Here is a 26,954-nt window from a genome sequence, read left to right as displayed (position 1 = left end):
GGCCGGATCCCCGGCCGGCGGACACCGTGTCACAGGTGTGGTCAGAGGCCGTAGCGCTCGCGCGCCTCGACCACCCGCTCGGGCTTGACCTCGCCCCTGCGGGCCAGCTGCGCCAGCGCGGCGACCACGATCGACCGGGCGTCGACACCGAAGTGGCGTCGGGCCGCGTCGCGGGTGTCGGAGAGACCGAAGCCGTCCGTGCCGAGCGAGGTCCAGTCCTGCTCCACCCACTGGCTGATCTGGTCGGGCACCTGGCGCATCCAGTCACTGACCGCCAGCACGGGACCCGGCGCGCCCGAGAGCGCGCGCGTCACATACGGCACCCGCTCCTCGCCGCGCAGCAGCGCCTCGTCCGCCTCCATCGCGTCCCTGCGCAGCTCGCCCCAGGACGTGGCGGACCAGACATCGGCGCCGACCCCCCAGTCCGCGGCGAGCAACTCCTGCGCCTCCAGGGCCCAGTGGATCGCCGTACCCGACGCCAGGAGCTGGGTGCGGGGCGCGTCGGCCGCCGCGGGAGCGCCCTCCCTGAAGCGGTACAGCCCCTTGACGATGCCCTCCTCGACGCCCTGCGGCATCGCGGGCTGCGGCATCGGCTCGTTGTAGACCGTCAGGTAGTAGAAGACGTTCTCGGCGTCCGGGCCGTACATCCGCCGCAGACCGTCCTTGACGATCACGGCCAGCTCGTAGGCGAACGCCGGGTCGTAGTTGAGGGAGGCCGGGTTGGTGGACGCGATCAGATGCGAGTGCCCGTCCGCGTGCTGGAGCCCCTCGCCCGTCAGGGTCGTACGGCCCGCCGTGGCGCCGACGATGAAGCCCTTGCCGAGCTGGTCGGCGAGCTGCCACATCTGGTCGCCCGTACGCTGCCAGCCGAACATCGAGTAGAAGATGTAGAACGGGACCATCGGCTCGCCGTGCGTCGCGTACGACGTCGCGGCGGCGATGAAGTCGGCCATCGAACCGGCCTCGGTGATCCCCTCGTTGAGGATCTGGCCGTCCTTGGCCTCCTTGTAGTACATGATCTGGTCACGGTCGACCGGATCGTACGTCTGCCCCAGCGGCGAGTAGATGCCGGCCGACGGGAACAGCGCCTCCATACCGAAGGTACGGGCCTCGTCGGGGACGATGGGGACCCAGCGCCTGCCGGTCTCCTTGTCCCGCATCAGGTCCTTCATCAGCCGGACGAACGCCATGGTGGTCGCCACCGACTGCTTGCCCGAACCCTTGTAGACCGTCTCGAACGCCTTGTCGGACGGCGCGGGCAGTACGACGGGGTGCACCCGCCGGGCCGGTGCGGGACCGCCCAGCTCCGCGCGGCGCTCCTGGAGGTAGCGCACCTCGGGGGAGTCCGCGCCGGGGTGGCCGTACGGCATCAGGCTCTCGTTCAGCCTCGCGTCCGGGATCGGCAGATCCAGCAGCTCGCGCATGGCGCGGAACTGCTCGCCCGAGAGCTTCTTCATCTGGTGGTTGGCGTTGCGCGACTCGAAGCCCGAGCCGAGCGTGTAGCCCTTCACCGTCTGCGCCAGGATCACCGTCGGAGCGCCCTTGTGGGCCACGGCCGCGCGGTAGGCGGCGTACACCTTGCGGGCCTCGTGGCCGCCGCGCGAGGTGAAGAAGCACTCGGCGATCTTGGCGTCGGGCAGCAGCCGCGCCAGCTCGATCAGGGCCGGGTCGACACCGAAGAAGTGCTCACGGATATAGGCGACATCGCGGGTCGCGTACGTCTGGAACTGCGCGTCCGGCACCTGGCGCAGCCGGCGTACCAGCGCGCCCGTGGTGTCCAGCGCGAACAGCTCGTCCCAGGCGGTGCCCCACAGGGACTTGATCACATTCCAGCCGGCGCCGCGGAACTGGGCCTCCAGCTCCTGCACGATCTTGAAGTTGGCGCGGACCGGACCGTCGAGACGCTGGAGATTGCAGTTGATGACGAAGGTCAGATTGTCGAGCTGCTCACGGGAGGCGAGGGCGAGTGCCGCCGTCGACTCGGGCTCGTCCATCTCACCGTCACCGAGGAAGGCCCAGACGTGCGAGGCGGAGGTGTCCTTGATCCCGCGGTTGGTCAGATAGCGGTTGAAGCGCGCCTGGTAGATGGCCGAGAGCGGGCCGAGGCCCATGGAGACGGTGGGGAACTCCCAGAGCCAGGGCAGCCGCCGCGGATGCGGGTACGAGGGCAGACCCCGGCCGCCCGCCTCCTGGCGGAAGTTGTCCAGATCGGCCTCGGTCAGCCGGCCGTCGAGAAAGGCGCGGGCGTAGATACCGGGGGAGGCGTGGCCCTGGATGTAGAGCTGGTCGCCCGAGCCGTCGCCCTCCTTGCCGCGGAAGAAGTGGTTGAAACCCGTCTCGTAGAGCCAGGCCGCCGAGGCGAAGGTCGCGATATGGCCGCCGACCCCGAACCGGGCGCCGCGGGTGACCATCGCCGCCGCGTTCCAGCGGTTCCAGGCGGTGATCCGGGCCTCCATCGCCTCGTCGCCGTCATAGGCGGGCTCGGCGGCGGTGGGGATGGTGTTCACATAGTCGGTCTCCAGCAGCGCGGGCACCGGGACCCCGGCCGTTCCGGCGTGCTGGAGGGTGCGCCGCATCAGATAGGCGGCACGGTGCGGGCCGGCGTGCTCGGTCACGGCGTCGAGCGAGGCCGCCCACTCGGCGGTCTCCTCGGCGTCACGGTCCGGGAGCTGGTCCAGCTCGCTCGGAAGTTTGCCTACGGGGTCGGTCATGGTCGCCGCCTTCCGGACAGGAGGGGGGTGGAGAAGTGCCTTGTCTGGCAGGACAGGGCGAGGGGCTGGGTGCAGCCCGCCCTTGACTGTAAGTCGCTGATCGATGATCGATCAAAGGGTTGAAAGGCAAAACTTCTCGACAGGAAGAAATTGGCATTCCGTGCCGTATGAGGGGGCACCGAGTGACGGGGGGCAAGTCATGACAGAAGGGGCGAATCAGGCGCGCGGCGCGCATCCGAGCACATGGTCCTTCACCAGGGTGCCGATCCGCGGATCACGTCTGCGGAACGCCTCGACGAGTTCCTCGTGCTCCTCGGCGTACGACTGCTGCACGGTCCCCAGCCAGCGGATCGACAGGGCCGTGAACACCTCGATGCCGAGCCCCTCCCAGGTGTGCAGCAGCACGCTGTTCCCGGCCGCCCGTACCAGCTCCCGGTGGAAGGCCACCGTGTGCCGTACCTGCCCCGTACCGTCCGCCGCGCGGTCCGCCTCGTACAGCGCCGCCACATGCGGCTCCAGCGCGGAGCAGTCCACGGCGAGCCGTCCGGCGGCCAGCTCCGCGGCGATCTGCTCCAGCCCCGCCCGGACCGGATAGCTCTCCTCAAGATCGGCCGCGGTCAGATTCCTTACCCGTACGCCCTTGTTGGGGGCCGATTCGATCAGTCGCAGACTCTCCAGCTCACGCAGCGCCTCACGCACCGGGGTCTGGCTGACCTGGAGCTCCGTCGCGATCCGCCGCTCCACGATCCGCTCGCCCGGCTTCCAGCGACCGCTGACGATTCCGTCCACGATGTGCTCTCGGATCTGTTCCCGCAGCGAGTGGATGACGGGCTGAGCCATGAAGCGCTCCTCGGTGGCAGCGGTCGATGTGTAGACAATACGGCGGCATGGCTCCGACGACGGCGGCACGGTTCCCGTGACGGCCGGACGGCCCCCGCGGCGGCGGACGGTACGGCCCCGGCGGCCCGTACGACGACGCCCCCGCCCGGAGGGAATCCGGGCGGGGGCGCTGTCGTGCCGTACGGGGTGTCCGCGGGTCTCACAGACCCAGCTCGACCTCGAACTCACCGGCCTCCAGGATCGCCTTGACCGCCGTCAGATAGCGGGCGGCGTCGGCGCCGTCCACCAGCCGGTGGTCGTAGGAGAGGGCGACATACGTCATGTCGCGCACCGCGATCGTCTCGCCGAGGTCCGGGTGGTCGATGACCACGGGACGGCGGACGGTGGCACCGATGCCCAGGATGGCGACCTGGTTCGGCGGCACGATGATCGTGTCGAACAGCGCACCGCGCGAACCGGTGTTGCTGATGGTGAAGGTCCCGCCGGCCAGATCGTCCGGGGTGATCTTGCTCGCCCGGACCGCCGTCGCCAGCTCCGCGGTCTTCTTGGAGATACCGGCGATGTTCAGATCGCCCGCGCCCTTGATGACCGGGGTCATCAGACCCTTCTCGGAGTCCACCGCGATCCCGATGTTCTCCGAGTCGAAGTACGTGATCGTGCCCTCGTCCTCGTTGATCCGGGCGTTGATGACCGGGTGGGCCTTCAGCGCCTGGGCCGCCGCCTTGACGAAGAACGGCATCGGGGAGAGCTTGACGCCCTCGCGGGCGGCGAACGAGTCCTTCGCCTGGGCCCGCAGCCGCATCAGCTTGGTGATGTCCACCTCGACCACGGAGGTGAGCTGGGCCTGCGTGTGCAGCGCCTTCATCATGTTGTCGCCGATGACCTTGCGCATCCGGGTCATCTTGACGGTCTGACCGCGCAGCGGGGACGCCTCCAGCTTCGGCGCCCTGGACGCGGGCGCGGGAGCGGCGGCCGGGGCGGCCTTGGCCTCGGCGGCGGCGCGCGCGGCTGCCTTGGCGGCCTCCGCGGCGGCGACGACATCCTGCTTGCGGATACGGCCGCCGACGCCGGTGCCCTTGACCGAAGCCAGGTCGACACTGTTCTCCGCGGCGAGCTTGCGGACCAGCGGCGTGACATACGCGCCGTCGTCCTCGGCGGCCGCGGGGCTCACGGAGGGCGCCGCCGGAGCGACGGGGGCGGGCTCCACGGGCGCGGGGGCCGCCGGAGCCGGAGGTGCTGCGACCGGCGCGGCCTGGGCCGGCGCGGCCTGGGCCGGCACGGACGCCGGGGCGGGAGCCGGGGCCGGGGCCGCCGGTGCGGCGGGAGCGACCGGCGCGGGGGCCGGAGCCGGGGCCGCCGGTGCGGGAGCCGGAGCCGGTGCGGGAGCGGCAGGCGCGGGCGCCGGAGCGGCGGGGGCCGCGGGCGCGGCCGGAGCGGCACCCGGAGCACCGATCACGGCGAGCTTGGCACCGACCTCGGCGGTCTCGTCCTCAGCGACCACGATCTCCAGCAGCACACCGGAGGCCGGGGCGGGAATCTCGGTGTCGACCTTGTCGGTGGAGACCTCCAGCAGCGGCTCGTCGGCCTCGACCGACTCACCGACCTCCTTCAGCCAGCGGGTGACGGTGCCCTCGGTGACGCTCTCACCGAGCGCGGGCAGCACGACATCGGTGCCGGACGCGCCACCGGCCGGGGCGGCGGCGGGCGCGGGAGCGGGCTCGGCGGCCGGGGCCGGAGCCGGGGCCGCGGGAGCCTCGGCCACCGGGGCGGGGGCCGGGGCAGGGGTGGGCTGGGCGACCGGCTCGGCAGCGGGGGCCGGGGCGGCGGCCGGGGCGCCCGTACCGTCGTCGATGATGGCCAGCTCGGCGCCGACCTCCACGGTCTCGTCCTCGGCGACCTTGATGGACGCCAGTACACCGCCGGCCGGGGCCGGGATCTCGGTGTCCACCTTGTCGGTGGACACCTCCAGCAGCGGCTCGTCGGCCTCGACGCGCTCGCCCTCGGCCTTCAGCCAGCGGGTGACAGTGCCCTCGGTGACGCTCTCGCCGAGCGCCGGCAGGGTTACGGAAACCGCCATGGTTTCAGTTGCTCCTAACGAATGTGCGGTAGTGGTCGTCGCGCCCGGACTGGGTCAGTCGTGGGAGTGGAGGGGCTTGCCGGCCAGGGCGAGATGAGCCTCGCCGAGCGCCTCGTTCTGGGTCGGGTGCGCGTGGATGAGCTGCGCGACCTCGGCAGGCAGAGCCTCCCAGTTGTAGATGAGCTGAGCTTCGCCGACCTGCTCTCCCATACGGTCACCGACCATGTGGACGCCGACCACGGAGCCGTCCTTGACCTGGACGAGCTTGATCTCGCCCGCGGTCTTGAGGATCTTGCTCTTACCGTTGCCCGCGAGGTTGTACTTGAGAGCGACGACCTTGTCCGCGCCGTAGATCTCCTTGGCCCTGGCCTCGGTGATACCGACGGAGGCGACCTCGGGGTGGCAGTACGTCACCCGGGGCACACCGTCGTAGTCGATCGGCACGGTCTTGAGACCGGCCAGCCGCTCGGCCACCAGGATGCCCTCGGCGAAGCCGACATGGGCGAGCTGGAGCGTCGGGACCAGGTCACCGACGGCCGAGATCGTCTCGACGTTCGTCCGCATGTACTCGTCGACGACGACATAGCCGCGGTCCGTCGCGACGCCCTGCTCCTCGTAGCCGAGGCCCTGCGAGACCGGACCGCGGCCGATCGCGACGAGCAGCACCTCCGCGTCGAAGGTCTTGCCGTCGGCCAGCGTGACGCGGACGCCGTCCTGCGTGTACTCGGCCTTCTCGAAGAACGTGCCGAGGTTGAACTTGATACCGCGCTTGCGGAACGCGCGCTCCAGAAGCTTCGAGCTGTTCTCGTCCTCGACCGGGACGAGATGCTTCAGACCCTCGACGACGGTCACGTCGGTGCCGAAGGACTTCCACGCCGAGGCGAACTCCACGCCGATCACGCCGCCGCCGAGGATGATCGCGGACTGCGGGACGCGGTTCAGCTTCAGCGCGTGGTCGGAGGAGATGATCCGCTCGCCGTCGATCACCAGGCCCGGCAGCGACTTCGGCACGGAGCCGGTCGCGAGGAGCACATGGCGGCCCTGGACCCGGCGGCCGTTCACATCGACGGAGGTGGGGGAGGAGAGCCTGCCCTCGCCCTCGACATAGGTCACCTTGCGGGAGGCGACCAGACCCTGAAGGCCCTTGTAGAGGCCCGAGACGACCTCGTCCTTGTACTTGTGCACACCCGCGATGTCGATGCCCTCGAAGGTGGTCTTGACACCGAACTGGTCGGCCTCGCGTGCCTGGTCGGCGATCTCGCCGGCGTGCAGCAGGGCCTTGGTGGGGATGCAGCCGTTGTGCAGGCAGGTACCACCGAGCTTGTTCTTCTCGATCAGGGCCACGTCCAGGCCGAGCTGCGCTCCGCGCAGCGCCGCGGCGTAACCGCCGCTCCCGCCGCCGAGGATCACTAGGTCGAAAACGGTGCTGGCGTCGTTCGCCACGTCACGTCCTCCATGCATGTGCGCCGGGCGCGGTCTCCATGACCGGGCGGCGGCTGGTGTTCGGCCGCTTTTCTTCGGCCCTGTGGTGGGGGCCCTGTCCTGCCGAGAACCCATCTTCGCACTTGTTCGGGCACGGCGGGACGCGGGGCCGGGCTGTGAGATGGGTAACGAGGATCACTACGCGGTTACCGCCGCGTACGGCTGTCCGGCCCCGAGTGCGGAACACCCGGGACCGGACCCCTTGTTCCAGCCGCCATTCCAGCCGTCACAGGACCCCCGGCCCCCGCACGGCCGCCGGCGAGTGAGCCGAAGGCGCGCGTCGGCACCGGCACATAGCGCCCCGGAGGCGAATCGAGCCCTGTGTCAGAAAGATTCAGCCAGTTTTACGAGGGTGCGGATCGCCGAGCCCGTGCCGCCCTTGGGGGTGTAGCCGTACGGGGCGCCCTCGTGGAAGGCCGGGCCCGCGATGTCCAGGTGGGCCCAGGTGATGCCCTCGCCGACGAACTCCTTCAGGAAGAGTCCGGCGACCAGTCCGCCGCCCATGCGCTCTCCCATATTCGCGATGTCGGCGGTCGGGGACTCCATGCCCTTGCGCAGATCGGCGGGGAGCGGCATCGGCCAGGACGCCTCACCGGCCTGTTCGGCCAGCTCGTGGATGGTGGTGCGGAACGCGTCGTCGTTCGCCATGATGCCGAATGTACGGGTGCCCAGCGCCAGCACCATCGCGCCGGTCAGGGTCGCCACGTCGACGATCGCGTCCGGCTTCTCCTCGGAGGCCCTGGTCAGCGCGTCGGCCAGGACGAGCCTGCCCTCGGCGTCGGTGTTGAGCACCTCGACGGTCTTGCCGCTGTACATGCGCAGGACATCACCGGGGCGGGTGGCCGAGCCGGACGGCATGTTCTCCGCGAGCGCGAGCCAGCCGGTGACATTGACGGGGAGACCGAGCCGGGCGGCGGCGATGACGGTGGCGAACACCGCGGCGGCGCCGCTCATGTCGCACTTCATGGTCTCGTTGTGGCCGGCCGGCTTCAGCGAGATGCCGCCCGAGTCGTAGGTGATGCCCTTGCCGACGAGGGCGAGGGTCTTCTCCGCCTTGGGGTGCGTGTACGCGAGCCGCACCAGCCGGGGCGGGTTGGCCGAGCCCTGGCCGACGCCGAGGATGCCGCCGTAGCCGCCCTTGGCGAGCGCCTTCTCGTCGAGGACCTGGACCTTGATGCCGTTCTCCTTGCCCGCGGTGGTGGCCACGGCTGCGAAGGCCTCGGGGGTCAGATCGTTCGGCGGGGTGTTGACCAGGTCACGGGCGCGGTTGACCTCTTCGGTCAGGGCGATCGCGCGGTCCGCGGCGGCCTTGTGGGCCTTGTCGCGCGGCTTGGCGCCGACGAGCGTGACCTCGGCGAGCGGCAGCTTCGGGCCGTTGTCGCCCTTCTTGCCGTTCTTCTCGCCGCCCTGGTACGCGATGAAGGCGTACGCGCCCAGCAGCGCGCCCTCGGCGACGGCCTCCACATCGGCGCCCGTCTCGACGGGCAGCGCGAACACGGCCTTCTTCCGGCCCGAGAGGGCGCGGGCGGCGGCGCCGGCGGCGCGGCGCAGCGGCTCGGAGCCGTGGGACCCGTTCTTGGCCGGGGCGGGGCCGAGCCCGACCGCGAGGACGACCGGGGCCTTCAGCCCGGACGGCGACGGCAGTTTGGTCACCTCGCCCTCGGCGCCCGAGGCGCCCAGGGCCTCCAGAACGCTGCCGAGCTTTCCGTCGAACGCCTTGTCGACGGCTTCGGCGCCCGGCGCCACGACCGGCCCCTTTGCGCCCTTCGCGACGCCGACGACGATCGCGTCGGCGCGCAGGGTCGCCGCGCCGGCAGTGCTGAGAGTGAGAGCAGTCACGGTGGTGGAATCTCGCTTCCGTTGTGTTCATCGACGGTCGAAGGGTGGGCCGACCGAGCCCGCCGTATCGTATTTCGGCCCGAAGGGGGGCAGGAACGAGCCTACGCGGAGTGATGGACGGCTCTCGCGGCGGCGTTGGTTCACCTCTCCGCGGCCCGTCCTTAACCCAGTGTCAGTACGACTAGGGCCGCGGTGGCCGCGGTCTCCGCGAGGGCGCCGAAGACATCGCCGGTGACCCCGCCGAAGCGCCGGACGCAGTGACGCAGCAGCAGCCACGCGGCGCCCAGGGCGACCAGCACCGCCAGCCCGTGCGACACGGCGCCGAAGACGCCGAAGAGCCCGCCCGCCGCCCCGCAGACCGCCGTGACGAGCAGCGCCGCGACGGCGGCGGCCCGTACCGTCACCGTGCCCGCCACCGCCGCGCCCAGCCCTTCGGGACGGGCCGGGGGCACATCCGTACGGCAGGCGAGGGTGAGCGCCAGCCGTGCCGTGACCCCCGCCAGGACGACGGCCACCGCGCCCCGGGCCCAGCTCTCGCCGTACAGCTCGGACACCGCCGAGATCTGCGCCAGCAGCGTGAGCAGCAGGGTGACCACACCGAACGGGCCGATGTCGGAGCGCTTCATGATCCGCAGCGCTTCCCCGGCCGGTCTGCCGCTGCCGAGTCCGTCCGCGGTGTCGGCGAGACCGTCCAGATGCAGACCGCGGGTGAGAACGGCGGGTACGGCGGCGGTGGCCACCGCCGCGAGCGGCGGCGCGGCGCCCGCGAGCAGCAGCAGACCGCCGAGGGCCGCCGCGCTCAGCCCCACCACCACTCCGGCGGCGGGCGCGCACAGCATTCCGGCGCGGGCGGCCGGGCGGTCCCAGCGGGTGACACGGACCGGGAGGACGGTGAGGGTGCCGAAGGCGAACCGCAGCCCGTCGGCGACCGAGGCGCGCGCCTCCGGTCCGTCCGTGTCCTGGCCGTCTGCGTCCGGTCCGTGCGCGTCCTGGCCGTCCGTATCCGGTCCGTTCGTGTCCTTCGCGTCCTCGCCGCGCGCGTACTCGTCGTCGGCCGGTATGCCGGCTCCGCCGTCCAGGGGGGTCATCGCGCGAGCGTAGCCCGGCCGCGGACGCCGCGGGGCGGGACGACGAGCGCGCGGGCCGCCGTACGGAACCCGAGGGGTGACCGGGCCGTGGTCAGCGCCTGGCTTCCAGCCGGTCGCGGCGCAGCCAGCCCGGGAGTCCCGGGAGCTCCAGAAAGCCTTCGGCACGGCCCGCCGCGAGACCGATACGCGGCAGATCGGCGCTCTTCTCGAAGAGCATGAAGCGGGGCTCCCAGATCGGCCGGTACTTGGCGTTGGCGCGGTAGAGCGACTCGATCTGCCACCAGCGCGAGAAGAAGCTGAGCAGCCCGCGCCACAGCCGCAGCACGGGCCCCGCGCCCAGCTTCCCGCCCCGCTCGAAGACCGATCTGAACATCGCGAAGTTGAGCGAGAGCTGGGCGATCCCGATCTCCCCCGCGCGCTGGAGGAGTTCGATGACCATGAACTCCATGAGGCCGTTCTCGCTGTCGCGGTCACGGCGCATCAGATCGAGGGAGAGACCCTTGGGGCCCCAGGGCACGAAGCTCAGCACGGCGCGCAACCGCCCGTCCTCCCCGCCGGGTTCGCCGTCCCAGCATTCGAGCATCACACAGCGCCCGTCGCCCGGGTCGCCGAGCCGCCCGAGCGCCATCGAGAAGCCGCGTTCGGTGGCGCCGTCGCGCCAGTCGTCGGCGCGGCGCAGCAGCTCCGTCATCTCATCGGCGGGGATGTCCTCATGGCGCCGGATACGGACCCGGTAGCCGGCCCGCGCGACCCGGTTGTACGCCTGGCGCACGGTCCGCATCGCCCGGCCCTCCAGAGCGAAGTCGGCCGTCTCGACGATCGCCTCGTCCCCCAGCTCCAGCGCGTCGAGACCGTACCGGGCGTAGATCGTGCCCGCCTCCTCGCCCGCCCCCATGACGGCCGGGATCCAGCCGTGCTCCCGGGCCTCGGCCAGCCAGGGCACGATCGCGCCCGGCCACGCCTCCGGATCGCCGATCGGGTCGCCGGAGGCCAGGGAGACCCCGCCGACGACGCGATAGGTGATGGCCGCCTTGCCCGTCGGGGACCATACGACGCTCTTCTCGCGGCGCAGCGCGAAGTAGCCCAGGGAGTCGCGCTCCCCGTATCTGTCGAGCAGAAGACGCAGCTTCGCCTCGTCCACCGGGGTCAGCGGATCGACCGCGCGCCGCGAGCGGAAGGCCGCGTACACCACGGCGAGCAGCAGCAGGGTGGAGAGGACGTTGATGGCGACATTGGCCCAGGCGGGGGTGGTGATGCCCGGGAACCGCGCCTCGTCCGCCGTCAGCGAGACCAGCCGTGTCGCCCCGTACCGCCAGCGCTCGGGAAAGGTCGAACCACCGCGCGCGGTGTTGGTGACGGTGACGATCAGGGCCGCCGCCAGCGAGGTGACGAGCAGTCCGCCGGCCGCCACGGCCGCGGCCAGCTTCGGATTGGACCGGTCGCCCTTCGCGTAGAACTCGCGCCGGCCGAGCAGCAGGGCGCAGACGAAGGCGGCGGACAGGGCGAGCGAGATCCAGTTCTGCGGGTAGCGCCTGATCTCCGGAAAGTCCATCACAAAGGCGAACAGCAGCAGGAAGAGACCGGAGAGCACGAGATTGAGGATCCAGGCCGCGCGCTTGCGGCGGCGCATGGTGACCGCCAGGAAGAGCGTGAACACGCCCGAGGCGAAGCCCGCGGTCAGCAGATACGGGGTGAAGTAGTTGTCGGTGTTGTGACGCCGCAGATCCTGGCCGAGGGAGACCCAGACGGCGCTGAGGAAGTTGACGAAGGTGACGGCGCGCAGATACCAGACGGCGGACGCCGCGGCACGCCGCGAGCGGTCGGTGCCACGGCTCGATCGATCGACAGCCAGACGGACTTCTCCCATAAAACGATCATATGGGGGCATGGTGCTTCATGGGCTGGCTGAGGCCGCCGTCAGTGGCGGCGGCCCCGGTCCGGCTGCCGGTGCCTCAGCCGGCCGTGCTCTCCTCGGCCTTGACGCTCTCCTCGGCGGACTCCCGCTCAGGGAGCTCCGCGGCGAGGGCGGCGGCGGCCTGGACGAGCGGCAGCGCGAGCAGCGCGCCGGCGCCCTCGCCCACGGTGACGCCCTGGTCGAGCACCGGCGTGAGCGCCATCCGGTCCAGCGCCTTCGCCTGGCCGGGCTCCCCGCTCAGCTGCCCCGCGAGCCACCAGTCGGGCGCGCGGAACGCGGCCCGCTGGCCGACCAGTGCGCAGGCCGCCGAGACCACGCCGTCCAGGATCACCGGCATCCGCCGTACCGCGCTCTGGAGCAGAAAGCCCGTCATCGCGGCCAGATCCGCGCCGCCGACCGTCGCCAGCAGCTCCAACTGGTCGCCGAGGACGGGGCGGGCGCGGCGCAGCGCGTCCCGGATCGCCGCGCACTTGCGCATCCACGCCAGGTCGTCGATGCCCGCGCCGCCGCGCCCGGTGACGACGGAGGCGTCCGTACCGCACAGCGCGGCGATCAGCGTGGACGCGGGGGTGGTACCGCCGACGCTCAGATCCCCCAGGACGATCAGATCCGTACCCGAGTCCGCCTCCTCGTCGGCGATCGCCATCCCGAGCCGTACGGCACGCTCGGCCTCCTCGGCGGTCAGCGCGTTCTCGATGTCGATCCGCCCGCTGCCGCGCCGCACCCGGTGCCGTACGACCTCGTCGGGCAGCAGCTCCGGATCGCAGTCGAGCCCGGCGTCCACGATCCGCACCGGCACCCCGGCCCGGCGGGCCAGCACGGCGACGGGGCTTCCGCCCTCCAGCACGGCCCGCACCAGCTCGTACGCGCCGCCCGCCGGGCGGCCGGAGACATCGAGGCCGGCCACCCCGTGATCGCCCGCGAACAGCACGACACGGGGCTGCCGGACGGCCTTGACCGGTACGGACCCCTGCGCGGCGGAGAGCCACTCGCCCAGCTCGTCGAGACGCCCGAGCGCCCCGGGCGGCACGACGAGCCGCTCCCGCCGCTCTTCGGCGTCCCGCCGCGTCCCGCTGTCGGGACGCTCGATCAGATCGGAGAAGTCATCGAGGTTCAGCACCACTGAAGATTACCGGGACGCCTTCCGGCTGGGGGGCGTGGTTCTTGGTGCGTTGTCGGCGCGGGCCGGTGGGTAGGTGCGGGTCGTCGCCCGCTGCCCTTCATACGCGCCTGGCGGCGCGGGGTGCGGTGTCTGGTCGGTGCGGGTGCCGGGGCACTCCGGAGGTGCATGTCCGGACGGCATGATTTACGGCGCCCGGGGGCGGTCGTTGGATACGGGCGGCCGTGCGCCACAAATCACGCTTCAGTGTCCGGACACGCACCTCCTCCGACCCCGACCCCCTCCCGCCGGGGTCCGGCTTCCCGCCCGGTTCGGGCCCACATCAAGCCCGTCCGGCGATTGAGGACGGAACCGTCACGCGGACGGACCCGCGCACCGAGAACCGGCCCCCGCCCGAACGCGCCCGGAACCACGGCCCCCCTAGCGGAGCGTCAGCGTTTGGCCGGATACCACCAGCAGGACCCGTTCGCACTCGTCCCCCACCGCCGCGTTCAGCCGCCCCAGTTCGTCCCTGAACCGTCGCCCCGACGCCGTCGCCGGGACCACCCCCGACCCCGTCTCGTTCGTCACGAGGACCACCGTGCGGCGGGTCTCGCGGACGGCGGTGACGAGCTCGCCCGTCCGCCGGCGCAGTGCCGCCTCGCCGCCGCTCGTCCAGGCCGTGTCGTCCCACGCGTCCACCCGGTCCATCGCGTCGGTCAGCCACAGCGACAGACAGTCGATCAGCAGCGGCGGCCCCTCCTCCCCGAGCAGCGGTACGAGGTCGCGGGTCTCGGCGGTGCGCCAGGAGCCGGGGCGCCGTTCGCGGTGGGCGTGGACCCGGGCCGCCCACTCCGGGTCGTCCTCGCGGCCCCCGCCCGTCGCCACGTACAGCACCCCCGGGAACGTGGCCAACCGCCGTTCCGCCTCCCAGGACTTGCCCGAGCGCGCTCCGCCCGTCACCAGCGTGCGCCGGGGCACCTCGGGTACGGGGTGGTACGCGCCGACCGTCAGCGTCGTGCCGTCGGGGACGGCGCGCGCGCCCGCCGCCGTGAGCCGCCGGTCCAGTTCGTCGCCGGGCGGTACGTCATGGTCGAGATGGACGGCGACGACCCCGGTCGCGGGACCGACCGCCCCGGCGGCCCGCAGCCGCGCCACCGCGTCGGGCCGCCCGGTGATGTCCACGGCCACCAGGTCGTAGGGGGCCGGGGCCGCACGGCCGTTGTCCGGTACCCCGGCCGGCGCCCCGCCCGGCGGGAGATAGAGCAGCCGCTCGCCCCCGGGCCCCGTCACCTCGTACCCCGTGCCCGGCGCGTCCATCGCCACCGCCCGCACCCGGTGTCCGCTGAGCAGGGTCAGCACCCGCCCGTCCGCCACCCGCCCCGCCGTGGGCAGCCCGGCGGGCAGCTCCACCGGTGGACCGTCGTGCGGATGGGTGAGCAGGACCTGCCGTACGCCCGCGAGCGAGTGGCCGGCGCGGGCCGCGGCGAGCGCGGCGCCCGGGGTCAGGTCCAGCAGCAGCACACCGTCCACCAGGAGCGCGGTCGCGGCACGGGCCCGCTCGCCCCGCGCGGTCGCGCAGGCGGCGCAGGGGCAGTGGGGGCGGGGGAGTCCGGCGGGGGCTCCGGTGCCGAGCAGAGTCAGTTCCACGGGGATGATCCTCCCGTGTCACCGCCGAGGGTGCGCGCCCGGCTACGCTGCGGGCAGGAGATCGATCAGTTCCGCGGGACCCGGGAGGCGCATATGGCGTGGACGTGGCGGTTCGAGAAGGCCGACGGTACGGAGGTCCCGCCTGCGGTGGAGCCGGAGGAGTTCACCACGCAGGGGGACGCCGAGTCATGGATCGGCGAGGCGTGGAAGGAGTTGCTGAGCGGGGGCGCCGAGCAGGTGTCGCTGTTCGAGGACGGCAACAAGATCTACGGCCCGATGAGCCTGCGCGCCGACGAGGCCTGAGCGAGAGCTGACCGCGCACGCGAGGACGCCCGCGCCCGGTCCGTCCGGCCGCGGGCGCCTTCATGTCCCCTGCGGCAGACCTGCCCGTACGACCTGTCCGTGTACGTCGGCCCGTCTGTGTCCGTCGGCCGCCGCGAGTGTCCCGCGCGCCTCAGGTCCGTACGCCCTACATCTCGCCGAGCGTGACCTCCGCCGTCTTCGTCCCGCCCGCCCGGACATACGTCAGCTTCACCTTCTGCCCCGGCTTGGCCACCGCGAGCGCCTCCGAGAGCGAGGTGATCGTCGTGATCCGGGTGTCGCCGACCTTGACGATGATGTCCCCGGCCCTGATCCCCGCCTTCGCGGCCGCGCCGCCCTTCGCCGCCGAGACCACCGCGACACCCGCCGGCTGGAAGTCGGCGCCGAGTACGGTACGGCCGGTGATCCCGAGGGCCGCCCGGCCCGAGTCCGTGACCTTGCCGTTCTTGATGATCTGGTCGGCCACGGTCCGCACCATCGACGCCGGGATCGCGAATCCGATGCCGGGCGCGGCCGAGTTGCCGAGCTGCGGATCCGTCGCGGCCAGCGTCGGGATGCCGATCACCTGGCTGTCCAGATTGACCAGCGCGCCACCGCTGTTGCCCGGATTGATCGCCGCCGACGTCTGCACCATGTTGGCGATGGTCGCGCCCGTACCGCCGCCGCTCGCGCCCTCGCTGACGGTGCGTCCGACCGCCGAGACGATGCCCTGGGTGACACTGCCCGACAGCCCCAGCGGGGACCCCATGGCCAGCACGATCTGACCCACCGCGACCTTCGACGTGTCACCGAACGCCGCGGCCTTCAGTCCGCCCGGGACCTTGTCGAGCTTGACGACGGCGAGATCCTGCTCCGGGAAGCTGGAGACCAGCCGGGCCGCCAGCAGTTGCTCGCTGTTGGCCACCGTGACCCTGAACGTCCGCTGCTTGCCGACCACATGGGCGTTGGTGACGATATGGCCCTTGTCGTCGTAGACGATGCCCGAGCCGAGACTGTTCCCCGCGTCGATCTGCACGACGGACGGCAGCACATTCTTGATCACGGTCTCGTAGTCGCTCTGGAGGCTGTTGACGGAGCGGTCCGCGGCGGTGGTCCGGGGCGCCGGCGAGGACGGTGACGCCGACGGCGTGGCGGCGGACAGCGCGCCGTCCGCGCCCGGAGCGGTGCCCCTGCACCCGCTGACCAGGGCGACCGCGAGCACGGCCGTGACCGCGCGGATCCCGGCGGTCCGGGCCGGGCGAAGGGATGCGTTCATGCCCGGAGTATCCCTTTCGCCCTGTTGTCGCGGCCTGTGTTACGCCGCCGATCAGGGGGTGGGGGGAACGGGACTCCCTGATCGGCGCACACCCTCGGCGCACACCCTCGGCACGCGCCGTCGGTACGCACCCCTCCGGCCCGGCCCGCGGCCGGTTCAGCGCGCCGCCGCCAGGAACTGGGTCGCCGCGAGCTCCCCGTACAGCGGATCGTTCGCCACCAGTTCGTCGTGCGTGCCCACCGCCCGTACCCGGCCCGCGTCCATCACCACGATCCGGTCCGCCAGCGTCACCGTCGACAGCCGGTGCGCCACCACCAGCACCGTCACACTGCGGGCCGCTTCCGCCACCGCGTCCCGCAGCGCCATCTCGTTGACCGCGTCGAGCTGCGAGGTCGCCTCGTCCAGGAGCAGCAGCCGGGGCTTGCGCAGCAGCGCCCGCGCGATCGCCACCCGCTGCCGCTCGCCGCCCGACAGCTTGGAGCCGCGATGGCCGACGAGTGTCTCCAGACCGTCCGGCAGCCGCTCCACGAGCCCGTCCAGCCTGGCCCGTACGAGCACCTCGTGTATCTCCGCGTCGGAGGCGTCCGGGGCGGCGAAGACCAGATTCTCGCGGAGCGTCCCGGCCAGCACGGGCGCGTCCTGCTCGACATAGCCGATGGCGGCTCGCAGTTCGGGCAGCGGCCACTCCCGTACGTCCCTGCCGTCGACCAGGACCCGGCCGCCGCTCGCCTCGTAGAACCGCTCGATCAGTCCGAAGACCGTCGTCTTGCCCGCGCCGGACGGGCCGACGAAGGCCGTCATCCCGGGGCCCGGCACCTCGAAGGAGACACCGTGGTGGACTGCGGGGAGATCGTCCCGGTAGCGGAAGCGGACATCCTCGAAGACCACCGTCGCGGGAGCGTGCTCCGGACCGGTCCCCTCCAGCGGCGCGGTGCCCTCCGGCGGCCCGGCCTCCAGGTTCTCCGTCTCCAGCCGCTCCGCCTCCTCGATCCGGGCGACGGCCGCCGATCCCACCTGGTACTGGGTGACCGCCTCGACCAGCTTCGACACCGGGTCGATCAGGAAGAACAGATACAGAAGGAAGGCGACGAGCGTGGAGACGGTGATGGCCCCCGAGGCCACCCGCGCCCCGCCGATCCCCAGCACCGCCAGGAACGACACCTGTACGGCCAGTCCGACCGAGGACCCGGCGACCGACTGCCACTTGGCGGACCGTACGCCGTGCCGCCAGGCCCGCTCGGCAGCCGCCGCCACCACGGCGCTCTCGCGCTCCTCGGCGCCGGAGGCCTTGAGCGTACGGAACGCGCCGAAGGCCCGCTCCAGCACCGTGGATATCTCGCCGACCGCCTCCTGCGAGCGCCGTGTTGCCTGGGCGATTTTCGGCATCACCAGGGCGACGGCACCGCCGATCAGCACGATCACCCCGAGCGTGACCCCGAGCAGGACCGCGTCCATCACACCCATCAGCGCGATCGTCGCCAGGAAGGTCAGACCGCCGGTGGCTGCCGAGACGATCGACCGGGTCGTCACCGCCCGCAGCAGGGTGGTGTCCGAGGTGACCCGGGACATCAGATCGCCCGGCTGGGTCCGCTCCACCTCGGGCAGCCGCAGCCGCAGCAGCCGTCCGATCAGGGTGCGGCGGGCGGCGAGGACGACGGACTCGGCGGTCCGCTCCAGCAGATACGAGGCGATCGCCTCGATCGCCGTACCCGCCACCACCAGAGCGGTGAGCAGCAGCAGGATGCCGGTGATCGAGCCGTCGTCGCCGAGCCGGTCCACCAGGGCCTTGGCGGCGAGCGGCTGGGCCAGTCCGGTCGCGGCACCGATCAGCGCGAGGAAGCCGCCGAGGGCGACGATCCTGCGGTGCGGCCGGAAGTGCCGGTACAGGGCCCGCCAGGTGTCCCCGGAGGACAGCTTGGGCGTCTCCCCCGGACCTCCCGGGGCTTCCCGCGGACCCTCAGGGGCTTTCCCCGGACCTTCCGGGGTCTCCCCCGGATCCGCCGGACTCCCCGGAGCGGCCTGGGCACCCGTGTCCGATGCCGTCAGGAGGCCGGGTGCCGCCGGCGTCTTCGCGGTCATCGGTGCTCGTGCTGGTGCCGGCGCGGGTGCTGGTACCGCCGTCGAAGCCGCTTTCGGTGAATCCCGCTCGCGCGTGCGTCCCCGCGGGTTCTCGCGCGCGTCATCGGCTCTGCCGCCGTTCTCCATGCTGCTCACCTTTGTGAGGACGCGGCAGAGGCCCCGTCGCCTGACTCAGCCACGTACTCCGCACAGATGCAGCAGGGCGGCGACCCGGCGGTACGGTTCCGTACGCCCCGCCCGGTCCTCCGCCGCCAGCAGCCGGTCCAGTTCCTCCCCGGCCGGCGGCTCCGTGCCGTCGGGCGCTCCGTCCGTGAAGACCCGTACCCCGTACCAGGCGTGCAGCGGCGCGGCGATCCCCGCCAGCGTCGCGGTCAGCCGGTCCAGCCGGTCCGCGCGCACCCGCAGCCCCAGCCGGTTGGTGTACGTGTCGGCCTCGAAGGCCTCCAGCGCGCCCGGCCAGTCCCCGGCCAGCCCCGGCCGCAGGGCCAGGGCGTCCCCGTTCCGTACGAGCAGTGAGAGCAGACCGCCCGGCGCCAGCATTCTGGCCAGGCCCGCGAGCATCGCGTCCGGCTCATTGACGTACATCAGCACACCGTGGCAGAGCACCACGTCGAAGCTGCCGGGCAGGAAGTGGACACCGGTCTCCAGACCGTCGCCCTCGATCAGCCGGACCCGCTCCTGTATGCCCGCGGGTTCGCCGGCGAGTGTCTCCCGCGCCCTGGTGAGCATGCCCGCGTCGGACTCCAGTCCGGTCACCGTGTGTCCCGCGCGCGCCAGCCGCAGGGCCTGGGTGCCCTGCCCCATCCCGACGTCCAGTACACGCAGCCGCTGCCCCACCGGGAAGCGGCCGGCTATCTGCTCGTCGAGCTGGCGTGCGACCAGCTCCTGCCGTACGACATTGCGCACACCACCCAGCCCGGCGAGCCAGTTCGCCGAAGCTCCGGCGAAACCGGGGATCTCCGCGCTCAGGGCCGCTCTCCGCGCTTGACCTGCGGCTTGGGCAGCCGGAGTCGGCGCATCTGGAGCGTACGCATCAGGCCGTAGGCCACGGCACCGCGCTTGGGGGTGTCCGGGAAGCGCTCGGCGAGCTGCTTCCGCAGCCGGAACCAGATACCGACCGAGTCCACCACGATCAGCACGATCACGACCAGCCACAGCAGCAGCGCGATGTTCTGGAGCTGGCCGACCCGGACCATGCTCAGGACGAGGATCACCACGGCGAGCGGCAGGAAGAACTCCGCCATGCAGAACCGGGAGTCCACATAGTCGCGCACGAAGCGCCGTACCGGCCCCTTGTCGCGGGCGGGCAGGAAGCGCTCGTCACCGCTGGCCAGCGCCTCGCGCTGCCGGGCCATGTCCACCCGGCGCGCCTCGCGCTGGCGCTTCATGGCCGTCTTGCGGTCGGTCGGCGTCGTGGAGGCACGACGCCGCTGCGTCTGTGCCTCACTGCGCTTGGGAGTCGGGCGGCCCTTGGGGGCCTGCGGGTCGCGGGGCTGCGTGGAGGAGTCCGGCGTCACCTGGGTGGCGGGGGCCTTCTCTTCTTTGGAACGGCTACGGAACACAAAGCCCAAGGGTACGGGGTGCCGTGGTTGGACCCCACCCCGCCGGGGAACGATCCCGCAACGGCCCGCGTCCTTACTCAGGACAGTGCGACCGTACCGGGACAGAGGGGACGCGGTTCCCGCTCTCCCCGATGGTCATCTACTCCCTGAGCCGGAGCGGGGCGGGGAGCAGTCGTCCTTGGGGAGGAGCGCATCCGCACTCGAACAGTGCGGTAATAGAGGCAGGGCCCGTACTGTGGGTTCTGTTGGAGTGCTGGAGCTGGAGTCCGTCAGAAGGGGGCGCGCGAAGCCCATGAGCGGTGTCATGAAACGTATGGGGATGATCTTCCGCGCGAAGGCCAACAAGGCCCTTGACCGGGCCGAGGATCCGCGCGAGACCCTTGACTACTCGTACCAGAAGCAGCTTGAGCTGCTCCAGAAGGTACGCCGCGGGGTCGCCGATGTGGCGACGTCCCGCAAGCGGCTGGAATTGCAGCTCAACCAGTTGCAGGGCCAGTCGACCAAGCTGGAGGACCAGGGCCGCAAGGCGCTGGCGCTCGGCCGGGAGGACCTGGCACGCGAGGCGCTCTCCCGCCGCGCGGCGCTCCAGCAGCAGGTCACCGACCTGGAGACGCAGCACCAGACCTTGCAGGGCGAGGAGGAGAAGCTCACCCTCGCCGCACAGCGCCTCCAGACCAAGGTCGACGCCTTCCGTACGAAGAAGGAGACGATCAAGGCCACCTACACCGCGGCGCAGGCGCAGACCCGGATCGGCGAGGCCTTCTCGGGCATCTCCGAGGAGATGGGCGACGTCGGTATGGCGATCCAGCGGGCGGAGGACAAGACCGCGCAGCTCCAGGCGCGGGCCGGCGCGATCGACGAACTGCTGGCCTCCGGCGCCCTGGACGACCACTCGGGGATGGCGAAGGACGACATCGCCGCCGAGCTGGACCGGATCTCCGGCGGTACGGATGTCGAGCTGGAGCTCCAGCGGATGAAGGCGGAGCTGGCGGGCGGTTCGGCGCCGAAGCAGGCGATCGAGTCCGGTTCCGCCGAGGCGCAGGACGTCCCGCCGAATCTGCGCAAGTTCGACAAGCAGTGACCCGGCAGTCCCGGTAGCAGGGACCGAGCAGTAGGGACTCGTCATGATCGTACGGATCATGGGGGAGGGCCAGGTGAAGCTGGCGGACAGCCACTTCGCCGGGCTGGAAACGCTCGACGACGAATTGCTCGCCGAGGTCAGGGGCGGCGACGAGGACGGCTTCCGCCGTACTTTCCACGCCCTCCTGGCCAAGGTGCGCGAGCTCGGCGAGCCACTGCCGGACGATGCCCTGGCACCGTCCGACCTGATCCTGCCCGCCCCGGGCGCGACCTTGGAGGAGGTCCGCGAGATGCTCGACGACGAGGGTCTGATCCCCTCGGTCCGGCCCTGATTCCGGTCCGCTCCGGTCTCCCGGTCCGGCCCCTCTTCGCACTCCAGCGACTCCAGAGGCTTCAGCGACTCCAGCGACTCCGAGTGCCCCGCGCCGCGAACGGCGCGGGGCACTCGCCGTTCGCGCACTCGCCGTCGGCACACTCCCTGTTCGCCGGGACCACCGGGCGCAGCGGCCCGCGGCCATACGCGGAAGGCGCCCCGTCCCCGCCCCGTCCCCCGCGTGACGGCGACCCGTACCGTTGCGACGTGACATCCCTCGGAACCGCGGTCGCGCGGACGCAGTGCTGGACGCGCGCGCACACGCTCGCGTCCGACGGTGCTCTCGCCGCCGCCGTCCTCGTCTCCATGGTCGTCGGATCGTTCGCGGGACCGCCCGGTGGCCACGACGGCCCGGACTTCGGAGCCCGTACGCCCGGCGCCCTCAGCGTCGTCCTGATGGTGCTCGCCGCGGGCGCGCTCGTCTTCCGGCGCCGCGCTCCCATGCCCGTACTGGTGTGCACCGGCGGTACGACCGCCGTCGAACTGATGGTGGCCCAGCCGCCCGCGCCCGTCGTCTTCAGCACCGTCCTCGCGCTCTACACCGTCGCCGCGCACACCGACCGCCCCACCACCTGGCGGGTCGGGTTCGCCACCATGGCCGTGCTCACCGCCGTCGCCATGATCTTCAGCGCCGGTGTCTGGTACGCCCAGGAGAATCTGGTGATATTCGCCTGGACCGGGATGGCGAGCGCCGCGGGCGACGCCGTACGCAGCCGCCGCGCCTTCATCCACGCCATACGCGAGCGGGCCGAGCGCGCCGAGCGCACCCGTGAGGAGGAGGCCCGCCGCCGCGTCGCCGAGGAGCGGCTGCGGATCGCCCGTGATCTGCACGATGTCGTCGCCCATCACATCGCCCTGGTCAATGTGCAGGCCGGGGTCGCCTCGCATGTCATGGACAAGCGCCCCGACCAGGCCAAGGAGGCGCTCGCGCATGTACGGGAGGCCAGCCGCTCCGCGCTCAGCGAGCTGCGTGCCACGGTCGGGCTGCTCCGGCAGTCCGGCGACCCGGCGGCCCCCACGGAGCCGGCCCCCGGCCTCCAGCATCTCGACGGGCTCCTCGACACCTTCCGCAACGCGGGACTGCCCGTGGAGTTCGCCGCCAACGGGACGGACCACCCGGCCCGGCTCCCCGCCGCCGTCGATCTCGCCGCGTACCGGATCATCCAGGAGGCCCTGACCAATGTGCGCAAGCACGCGGGCCGCGCGGCGAAGGCCGAGGTCAGCGTCGTACGGGTGGGCGCCACCGTGGAGATAACGGTGCTGGACGACGGTGCGGGCACCGGCGAGCCCGCCGACGGCGGCGGCCACGGTCTCCTCGGTATGCGCGAGCGCGTCACCGCGCTCGGCGGCACCCTCACCGCGGGACCCCGCTACGGCGGGGGCTTCCGCACCCAGGCGATACTGCCCGTGAAGACCCCGGCGGGGGACAGGGCGCGTTCCGGGGAAGGCATACGAGACCTATGACGATCAGAGTGCTGCTCGCCGACGACCAGACACTGCTGCGCAGCGCGTTCCGGGTGCTGGTGGACTCGGAGTCCGACATGGAGGTCGTCGGGGAGGCCGCCGACGGCGCTCAGGCCGTGGCCCTCGCCCGCTCCACCCGGCCCGATGTCGTCCTGATGGACATCCGGATGCCCGGTACGGACGGTCTCGCCGCCACCCGCATGATCAGCGCCGATCCCGATCTCGCCGGGGTACGGGTCGTCATGCTGACCACCTTCGAGGTCGACGAGTATGTCGTGCAGTCGCTGCGCGCCGGGGCCTCCGGCTTTCTCGGCAAGGGCGCGGAGCCCGAGGAACTGCTCAACGCCATCCGGGTCGCCGCCGCGGGCGAGGCCCTGCTGTCGCCCGCCGCGACCAAGGGACTGATCGCCACCTTCCTCGCCCAGAGCGGCCCGGCGGGCGACGGCCGGGACCCGGCCGTGCACGCCGAGCGGCTGACGGCCCTCACCGGACGCGAGCGCGAGGTCCTCGTCCTGGTCGCGGGCGGCCACTCCAACGACGAGATCGCGGAGCGACTGGTGGTCAGCCCGCTGACCGTCAAGACCCATGTGAACCGCGCGATGGCGAAACTCGGCGCCCGGGACCGGGCCCAATTGGTGGTAATCGCGTACGAATCGGGCCTGGTACGTCCGAGGGTGGAGTGAGTAACCGCCCCCGCGTACTCCAGGCGCGGTATGCGACGGATAAGGAAATGGACCTGGGGGCTACGAATCCACCCCCTCGGATGGCAGATCGTATAGAGGGGCCGTTATCCCATCCGCATCCCTTCCGCCGTATCCCTCCCGCTTCCTCCGCCGACGGGCGATCCGTCGGCCGGACAGCTCAGGGACCGGGCCACCCGGAGACGGGCCGCCGCGCCAACCCTGCCGCGTACACCACAGAAGAGAGACCCCAATGTCCTGGCTGTCCAGATTCAGCCTCGCGCAACGGGCCCTGATAGGGCTGATGTCGATCATCGCGATCGTCTTCGGAGCCATCGCGATACCCCAGCTCAAGCAGCAGCTCCTGCCCTCCATCGAACTCCCCATCGTCTCGGTGCTCGCCCCCTACCAGGGCGCTTCCCCCGATGTGGTCGAGAAGCAGGTCGTCGAGCCCCTGGAGAACGCGCTGGAGGCCGTCGACGGCATCAGCGGCGTCACCTCCACGGCGAGCGAGGGCAATGCCCTGATCATGGCCAGCTTCGACTTCGGGAGCGACGGCACCAAGCAGCTCGTCGCCGATGTCCAGCAGGCCGTGAACCGCGCCCGCGCCCAGTTGCCGAGCGACGTCGACCCGCAGGTCGTGGCCGGCTCGACCGACGACATCCCGACCGTCGTCCTCGCCGTCACCTCCGACAAGGACCAGCAGGCGCTCGCCGACCAGCTGGAGCGCACGGTCGTACCGTCCCTGGAGGGCATCGACGGTGTGGGACAGGTCACCGTCGACGGTGTCCGTGATCTCCAGGTCTCCGTCACCCCCGACGACAAGAAGCTCGCCGCGGCCGGTCTGAACACCATGGCCCTCTCCGAGGCGCTCAGGGCGAACGGCGCCGCGATCCCCGCGGGCTCGTTCTCCGAGGACGGCAAGAGCCGTACGGTGCGGGTCGGCGGCGGATTCACCTCGCTCAAGCAGATCCAGGACCTGCGGATCATCCCGCAGGGCGGCCAGCCGGGCGCCGGCCCCGCGAAGCCCGTACGCCTCGGTGACATCGCCACCGTCGAGCAGACGCCGTCCGCCGCGACGTCCCTGACCCGTACGAACGGCAAGCCCAGCCTCGCGGTCATGGCCACCATGGACAACGACGGCAGCGCCGTCGCCATCTCCGACGCGGTCCAGGACAAGCTGCCCGGCCTGCGCAAGGACCTCGGCTCCGGCGCCACCCTCACCGTCGTCAGCGACCAGGGCCCGGCCGTCTCCAAGTCGATCTCCGGACTGACCACCGAGGGCGCGCTCGGTCTGCTCTTCGCCGTCGTCGTGATCCTGGTCTTCCTGGCCTCGATCCGCTCCACGCTGGTCACCGCGGTCTCGATCCCGCTCTCCGTCGTGCTGGCGCTGATCGTGCTGTGGACGCGTGACCTCTCGCTCAACATGCTCACCCTCGGCGCGCTCACCATCGCGATCGGCCGGGTCGTCGACGACTCGATCGTCGTCCTGGAGAACATCAAGCGGCACCTCGGCTACGGCGAGGAGCGCGAGAGCGCCATCCTCACCGCGGTCAAGGAGGTCGCGGGCGCGGTCACCTCCTCCACCCTCACCACCGTCGCGGTGTTCCTGCCGATCGGTCTGGTGGGCGGCGTGGTCGGCGAGCTGTTCGGCTCGTTCTCGCTCACGGTGACGGCGGCGCTGCTCGCCTCGCTGCTGGTCTCGCTGACCGTGGTGCCGGTGCTCTCGTACTGGTTCCTGCGCGCGCCCAAGGAGACCCTGGGCGTCGGCGCGGAGGAAGCGCGCCGCCAGGCCGAGGAGAAGGAGGCCCGCAGCCGGCTCCAGCGCCTCTATGTGCCGGTGCTCCGCTTCGCGACCCGCCGCCGGCTGACCAGTGTGGGCATCGCGGCCGTGGTCCTGCTCGCCACCTTCGGTATGGCTCCGCTGCTCAAGACCAACTTCTTCGACCAGGGCGAGCAGGAGGTCCTCTCCATCAAGCAGGAGCTGGCCCCGGGCACCAGCCTGGAGGCGGCCGACGCCTCCGCGAAGAAGGTCGAGACGGTTCTCGCCGGTATCGGCGAGATCAAGGACTACCAGGTCACCGTCGGCTCCTCCGGCTTCATGGCGGCCTTCGGCGGCGGTACGGGCGCCAACCAGGCCTCGTACCAGGTGACCCTGGACGACAACGCGTCGTTCGACGCGACGCAGGACCGGATCGAGAAGGAGCTGGCCGGGCTCGACGGCATCGGCGAGACGACGATCTCCGGGGGCGACGGCTTCGGCAGCCAGGATCTGAGCGTCGTGGTCAAGGCCGCCGACGCGGACACGCTGCGTACGGCGGCGGACGAGGTACGGGACGCCGTCGCGGGGCTCAAGGACGTCACCGATGTCCAGAGCGATCTGTCGCAGAGCATCCCGCGTATCTCGGTCACGGCCAACTCCAAGGCCGCGGACGCCGGATTCAGCGATGCCACGCTGGGCCTCGCCGTCGGCCAGGCCGTACGCGGCACGACCTCCGGCAAGGCGATCCTCGACGACACCGAGCGCGACATCGTCATCACCTCCGCCAAGCCGGCCAAGACGGTCGCCGAGCTGAAGAACCTGCCGCTCGGGCCGGTCAAGCTCGGTCAGATCGCCGAGGTGAAGCTGGTCCCGGGACCGGTCTCGATGACCCGGATCGACGGCTCGCGCGCCGCGACGATCACGGCCAGGCCCACCGGTGACAACACCGGCGCGGTCAGCGCCTCGCTCCAGTCGAAGATCGACGCGCTGGATCTGCCGGAGGGCGCGACCGCGTCCATCGGCGGTGTCTCGCAGGACCAGGGCGACGCGTTCGTCCAGCTCGGTCTGGCCATGCTGGCGGCCATCGCGATCGTCTTCATGCTGCTGGTCGCGACCTTCCGCTCGCTGATCCAGCCGCTGATCCTGCTGGTCTCGATCCCGTTCGCGGCCACGGGCGCGATCGGGCTGCTGATCCTGACCGGTACGGCGATGGGTGTCCCCGCGATGATCGGCATGCTGATGCTGATCGGCATCGTGGTGACCAACGCGATCGTGCTGATCGACCTGATCAACCAGTACCGCGGACAGGGCCTGAGCGTGGTCGAGGCGGTCGTCGAGGGCGGCCGTCACCGGCTCCGCCCGATCCTGATGACGGCCCTGGCGACCATCTTCGCGCTGCTGCCGATGGCGCTGGGCATCACCGGCGAGGGCGGCTTCATCGCCCAGCCGCTCGCGGTCGTGGTGATCGGCGGTCTGGTGACCTCGACGCTGCTGACCCTGCTGCTCGTGCCGACGCTGTACGCGATGGTGGAGCTGCGCAAGGAGCGCCGCGCGAAGAAGAAGGCGGCGAAGCGCGGCGCGGCCCCGGGGGGCACCCCGGCCGCCGAGCCCGCCCCGGACCCGGAGCCGGCCGGCGTCTGACGTCCGACCGGGTTCGAGGAGTACGGACCTCACCGC

At 71.7% G+C, this 26,954-nt stretch carries 19 protein-coding genes; 6 read left to right on the top strand and 13 right to left on the bottom strand.

Annotated elements, in window-relative coordinates; all coding sequences use genetic code 11:
• Positions 1-41 precede the first annotated feature (41 nt).
• The 9 genes from aceE to ACWGDX_RS24645 all read right to left on the bottom strand — a co-directional run bounded on the left by aceE (position 42) and on the right by ACWGDX_RS24645 (position 14,701).
• Positions 42-2,711 (bottom strand): pyruvate dehydrogenase (acetyl-transferring), homodimeric type, encoded by a 2,670-nt coding sequence (gene aceE / locus ACWGDX_RS24685; RefSeq protein WP_453628854.1) that lies wholly within the window; start codon positions 2,709-2,711, stop codon positions 42-44.
• 216 nt (positions 2,712-2,927) lie between these two features.
• Complete coding sequence (locus ACWGDX_RS24680; RefSeq protein WP_453628852.1) at positions 2,928-3,551, bottom strand: GntR family transcriptional regulator; 624 nt, start codon at positions 3,549-3,551, stop codon at positions 2,928-2,930.
• Positions 3,552-3,750: 199 nt separating this feature from the next.
• Entirely contained in the window at positions 3,751-5,628 is a 1,878-nt protein-coding gene (sucB, locus tag ACWGDX_RS24675; RefSeq protein WP_453628851.1) for a 2-oxoglutarate dehydrogenase, E2 component, dihydrolipoamide succinyltransferase, read from the bottom strand.
• A gap of 54 nt (positions 5,629-5,682) precedes the next feature.
• Complete coding sequence (gene lpdA, locus ACWGDX_RS24670) at positions 5,683-7,071, bottom strand: dihydrolipoyl dehydrogenase (RefSeq protein ID WP_453628849.1); 1,389 nt, start codon at positions 7,069-7,071, stop codon at positions 5,683-5,685.
• Between the two features lie 363 nt (positions 7,072-7,434).
• Positions 7,435-8,949, bottom strand: a complete 1,515-nt coding sequence (locus tag ACWGDX_RS24665) for a leucyl aminopeptidase (RefSeq protein ID WP_453628847.1) — start codon at positions 8,947-8,949, stop codon at positions 7,435-7,437.
• 161 nt (positions 8,950-9,110) lie between these two features.
• Positions 9,111-10,037, bottom strand: coding sequence for an adenosylcobinamide-GDP ribazoletransferase (locus ACWGDX_RS24660; protein ID WP_453628845.1), 927 nt, complete (start codon positions 10,035-10,037; stop codon positions 9,111-9,113).
• A gap of 91 nt (positions 10,038-10,128) precedes the next feature.
• A complete protein-coding gene (locus ACWGDX_RS24655) occupies positions 10,129-11,904 on the bottom strand; it encodes a phosphatidylglycerol lysyltransferase domain-containing protein (protein ID WP_453628843.1) in 1,776 nt (591 codons plus the stop codon).
• A gap of 85 nt (positions 11,905-11,989) precedes the next feature.
• On the bottom strand, positions 11,990-13,069 hold the full coding sequence (cobT, locus tag ACWGDX_RS24650; protein ID WP_453628867.1) for a nicotinate-nucleotide--dimethylbenzimidazole phosphoribosyltransferase: 1,080 nt from the start codon (positions 13,067-13,069) through the stop codon (positions 11,990-11,992).
• A 423-nt stretch (positions 13,070-13,492) separates the two neighbouring features.
• On the bottom strand, positions 13,493-14,701 hold the full coding sequence (locus ACWGDX_RS24645) for a bifunctional adenosylcobinamide kinase/adenosylcobinamide-phosphate guanylyltransferase (protein WP_453628841.1): 1,209 nt from the start codon (positions 14,699-14,701) through the stop codon (positions 13,493-13,495).
• Positions 14,702-14,794: 93 nt separating this feature from the next.
• On the opposite strand from ACWGDX_RS24645, the gene ACWGDX_RS24640 reads away from it, so the two are divergent.
• Positions 14,795-15,004, top strand: coding sequence for a hypothetical protein (locus ACWGDX_RS24640; protein WP_363084692.1), 210 nt, complete (start codon positions 14,795-14,797; stop codon positions 15,002-15,004).
• 166 nt (positions 15,005-15,170) lie between these two features.
• On the opposite strand, the gene ACWGDX_RS24635 is transcribed toward ACWGDX_RS24640, so the two are convergent.
• The 4 genes from ACWGDX_RS24635 to ACWGDX_RS24620 form a co-directional block, all read right to left on the bottom strand.
• Complete coding sequence (locus ACWGDX_RS24635; protein ID WP_453628839.1) at positions 15,171-16,277, bottom strand: S1C family serine protease; 1,107 nt, start codon at positions 16,275-16,277, stop codon at positions 15,171-15,173.
• 156 nt (positions 16,278-16,433) lie between these two features.
• Positions 16,434-18,356 (bottom strand): ABC transporter ATP-binding protein, encoded by a 1,923-nt coding sequence (locus ACWGDX_RS24630; protein WP_453628837.1) that lies wholly within the window; start codon positions 18,354-18,356, stop codon positions 16,434-16,436.
• Positions 18,357-18,527: 171 nt separating this feature from the next.
• Complete coding sequence (locus tag ACWGDX_RS24625; RefSeq protein ID WP_453628865.1) at positions 18,528-19,271, bottom strand: class I SAM-dependent methyltransferase; 744 nt, start codon at positions 19,269-19,271, stop codon at positions 18,528-18,530.
• Positions 19,272-19,321: 50 nt separating this feature from the next.
• On the bottom strand, positions 19,322-19,918 hold the full coding sequence (locus ACWGDX_RS24620) for a DUF3043 domain-containing protein (RefSeq protein ID WP_365903890.1): 597 nt from the start codon (positions 19,916-19,918) through the stop codon (positions 19,322-19,324).
• A gap of 292 nt (positions 19,919-20,210) precedes the next feature.
• On the opposite strand from ACWGDX_RS24620, the gene ACWGDX_RS24615 reads away from it, so the two are divergent.
• The 5 genes from ACWGDX_RS24615 (at position 20,211) to ACWGDX_RS24595 (ending at position 26,918) form a co-directional block, all read left to right on the top strand.
• On the top strand, positions 20,211-20,999 hold the full coding sequence (locus ACWGDX_RS24615; protein ID WP_365903891.1) for a PspA/IM30 family protein: 789 nt from the start codon (positions 20,211-20,213) through the stop codon (positions 20,997-20,999).
• 43 nt (positions 21,000-21,042) lie between these two features.
• Positions 21,043-21,330 carry a PspA-associated protein PspAA gene (gene pspAA / locus ACWGDX_RS24610; protein ID WP_365903892.1) on the top strand — a complete coding sequence of 96 codons (288 nt, stop codon included), beginning with the start codon at positions 21,043-21,045 and terminating at the stop codon, positions 21,328-21,330.
• Positions 21,331-21,578: 248 nt separating this feature from the next.
• On the top strand, positions 21,579-22,835 hold the full coding sequence (locus ACWGDX_RS24605; protein WP_453628834.1) for a sensor histidine kinase: 1,257 nt from the start codon (positions 21,579-21,581) through the stop codon (positions 22,833-22,835).
• Positions 22,832-23,518 (top strand): response regulator, encoded by a 687-nt coding sequence (locus tag ACWGDX_RS24600; RefSeq protein WP_453628832.1) that lies wholly within the window; start codon positions 22,832-22,834, stop codon positions 23,516-23,518. The genes ACWGDX_RS24605 and ACWGDX_RS24600 overlap by 4 nt, the downstream gene beginning before the upstream one ends.
• 250 nt (positions 23,519-23,768) lie before the next feature.
• Positions 23,769-26,918 carry an efflux RND transporter permease subunit gene (locus ACWGDX_RS24595; RefSeq protein ID WP_453628830.1) on the top strand — a complete coding sequence of 1,050 codons (3,150 nt, stop codon included), beginning with the start codon at positions 23,769-23,771 and terminating at the stop codon, positions 26,916-26,918.
• The last annotated feature ends 36 nt before the right edge of the window (positions 26,919-26,954 follow it).

The organism is Streptomyces sp. NPDC055025, from assembly GCF_053608565.1.
Note: the sequence above shows the minus strand (reverse complement) of the source record. Positions and strands in the feature narration are given on the sequence as shown.

Bases quoted from the DNA above. Each gene is read 5' to 3' on its own strand.
- aceE (WP_453628854.1), bottom strand. From the start codon at position 2,711: ATGACCGACCCCGTAGGCAAACTTCCGAGCGAGCTGGACCAGCTCCCG.
- ACWGDX_RS24680 (WP_453628852.1), bottom strand. From the start codon at position 3,551: ATGGCTCAGCCCGTCATCCACTCGCTGCGGGAACAGATCCGAGAGCAC.
- sucB (WP_453628851.1), bottom strand. From the start codon at position 5,628: ATGGCGGTTTCCGTAACCCTGCCGGCGCTCGGCGAGAGCGTCACCGAG.
- ACWGDX_RS24660 (WP_453628845.1), bottom strand. From the start codon at position 10,037: ATGACCCCCCTGGACGGCGGAGCCGGCATACCGGCCGACGACGAGTAC.
- ACWGDX_RS24655 (WP_453628843.1), bottom strand. From the start codon at position 11,904: ATGGGAGAAGTCCGTCTGGCTGTCGATCGATCGAGCCGTGGCACCGAC.
- ACWGDX_RS24640 (WP_363084692.1), top strand. From the start codon at position 14,795: ATGGCGTGGACGTGGCGGTTCGAGAAGGCCGACGGTACGGAGGTCCCG.
- ACWGDX_RS24635 (WP_453628839.1), bottom strand. From the start codon at position 16,277: ATGAACGCATCCCTTCGCCCGGCCCGGACCGCCGGGATCCGCGCGGTC.
- ACWGDX_RS24630 (WP_453628837.1), bottom strand. From the start codon at position 18,356: ATGACCGCGAAGACGCCGGCGGCACCCGGCCTCCTGACGGCATCGGAC.
- ACWGDX_RS24615 (WP_365903891.1), top strand. From the start codon at position 20,211: ATGAGCGGTGTCATGAAACGTATGGGGATGATCTTCCGCGCGAAGGCC.
- pspAA (WP_365903892.1), top strand. From the start codon at position 21,043: ATGATCGTACGGATCATGGGGGAGGGCCAGGTGAAGCTGGCGGACAGC.
- ACWGDX_RS24600 (WP_453628832.1), top strand. From the start codon at position 22,832: ATGACGATCAGAGTGCTGCTCGCCGACGACCAGACACTGCTGCGCAGC.
- ACWGDX_RS24595 (WP_453628830.1), top strand. From the start codon at position 23,769: ATGTCCTGGCTGTCCAGATTCAGCCTCGCGCAACGGGCCCTGATAGGG.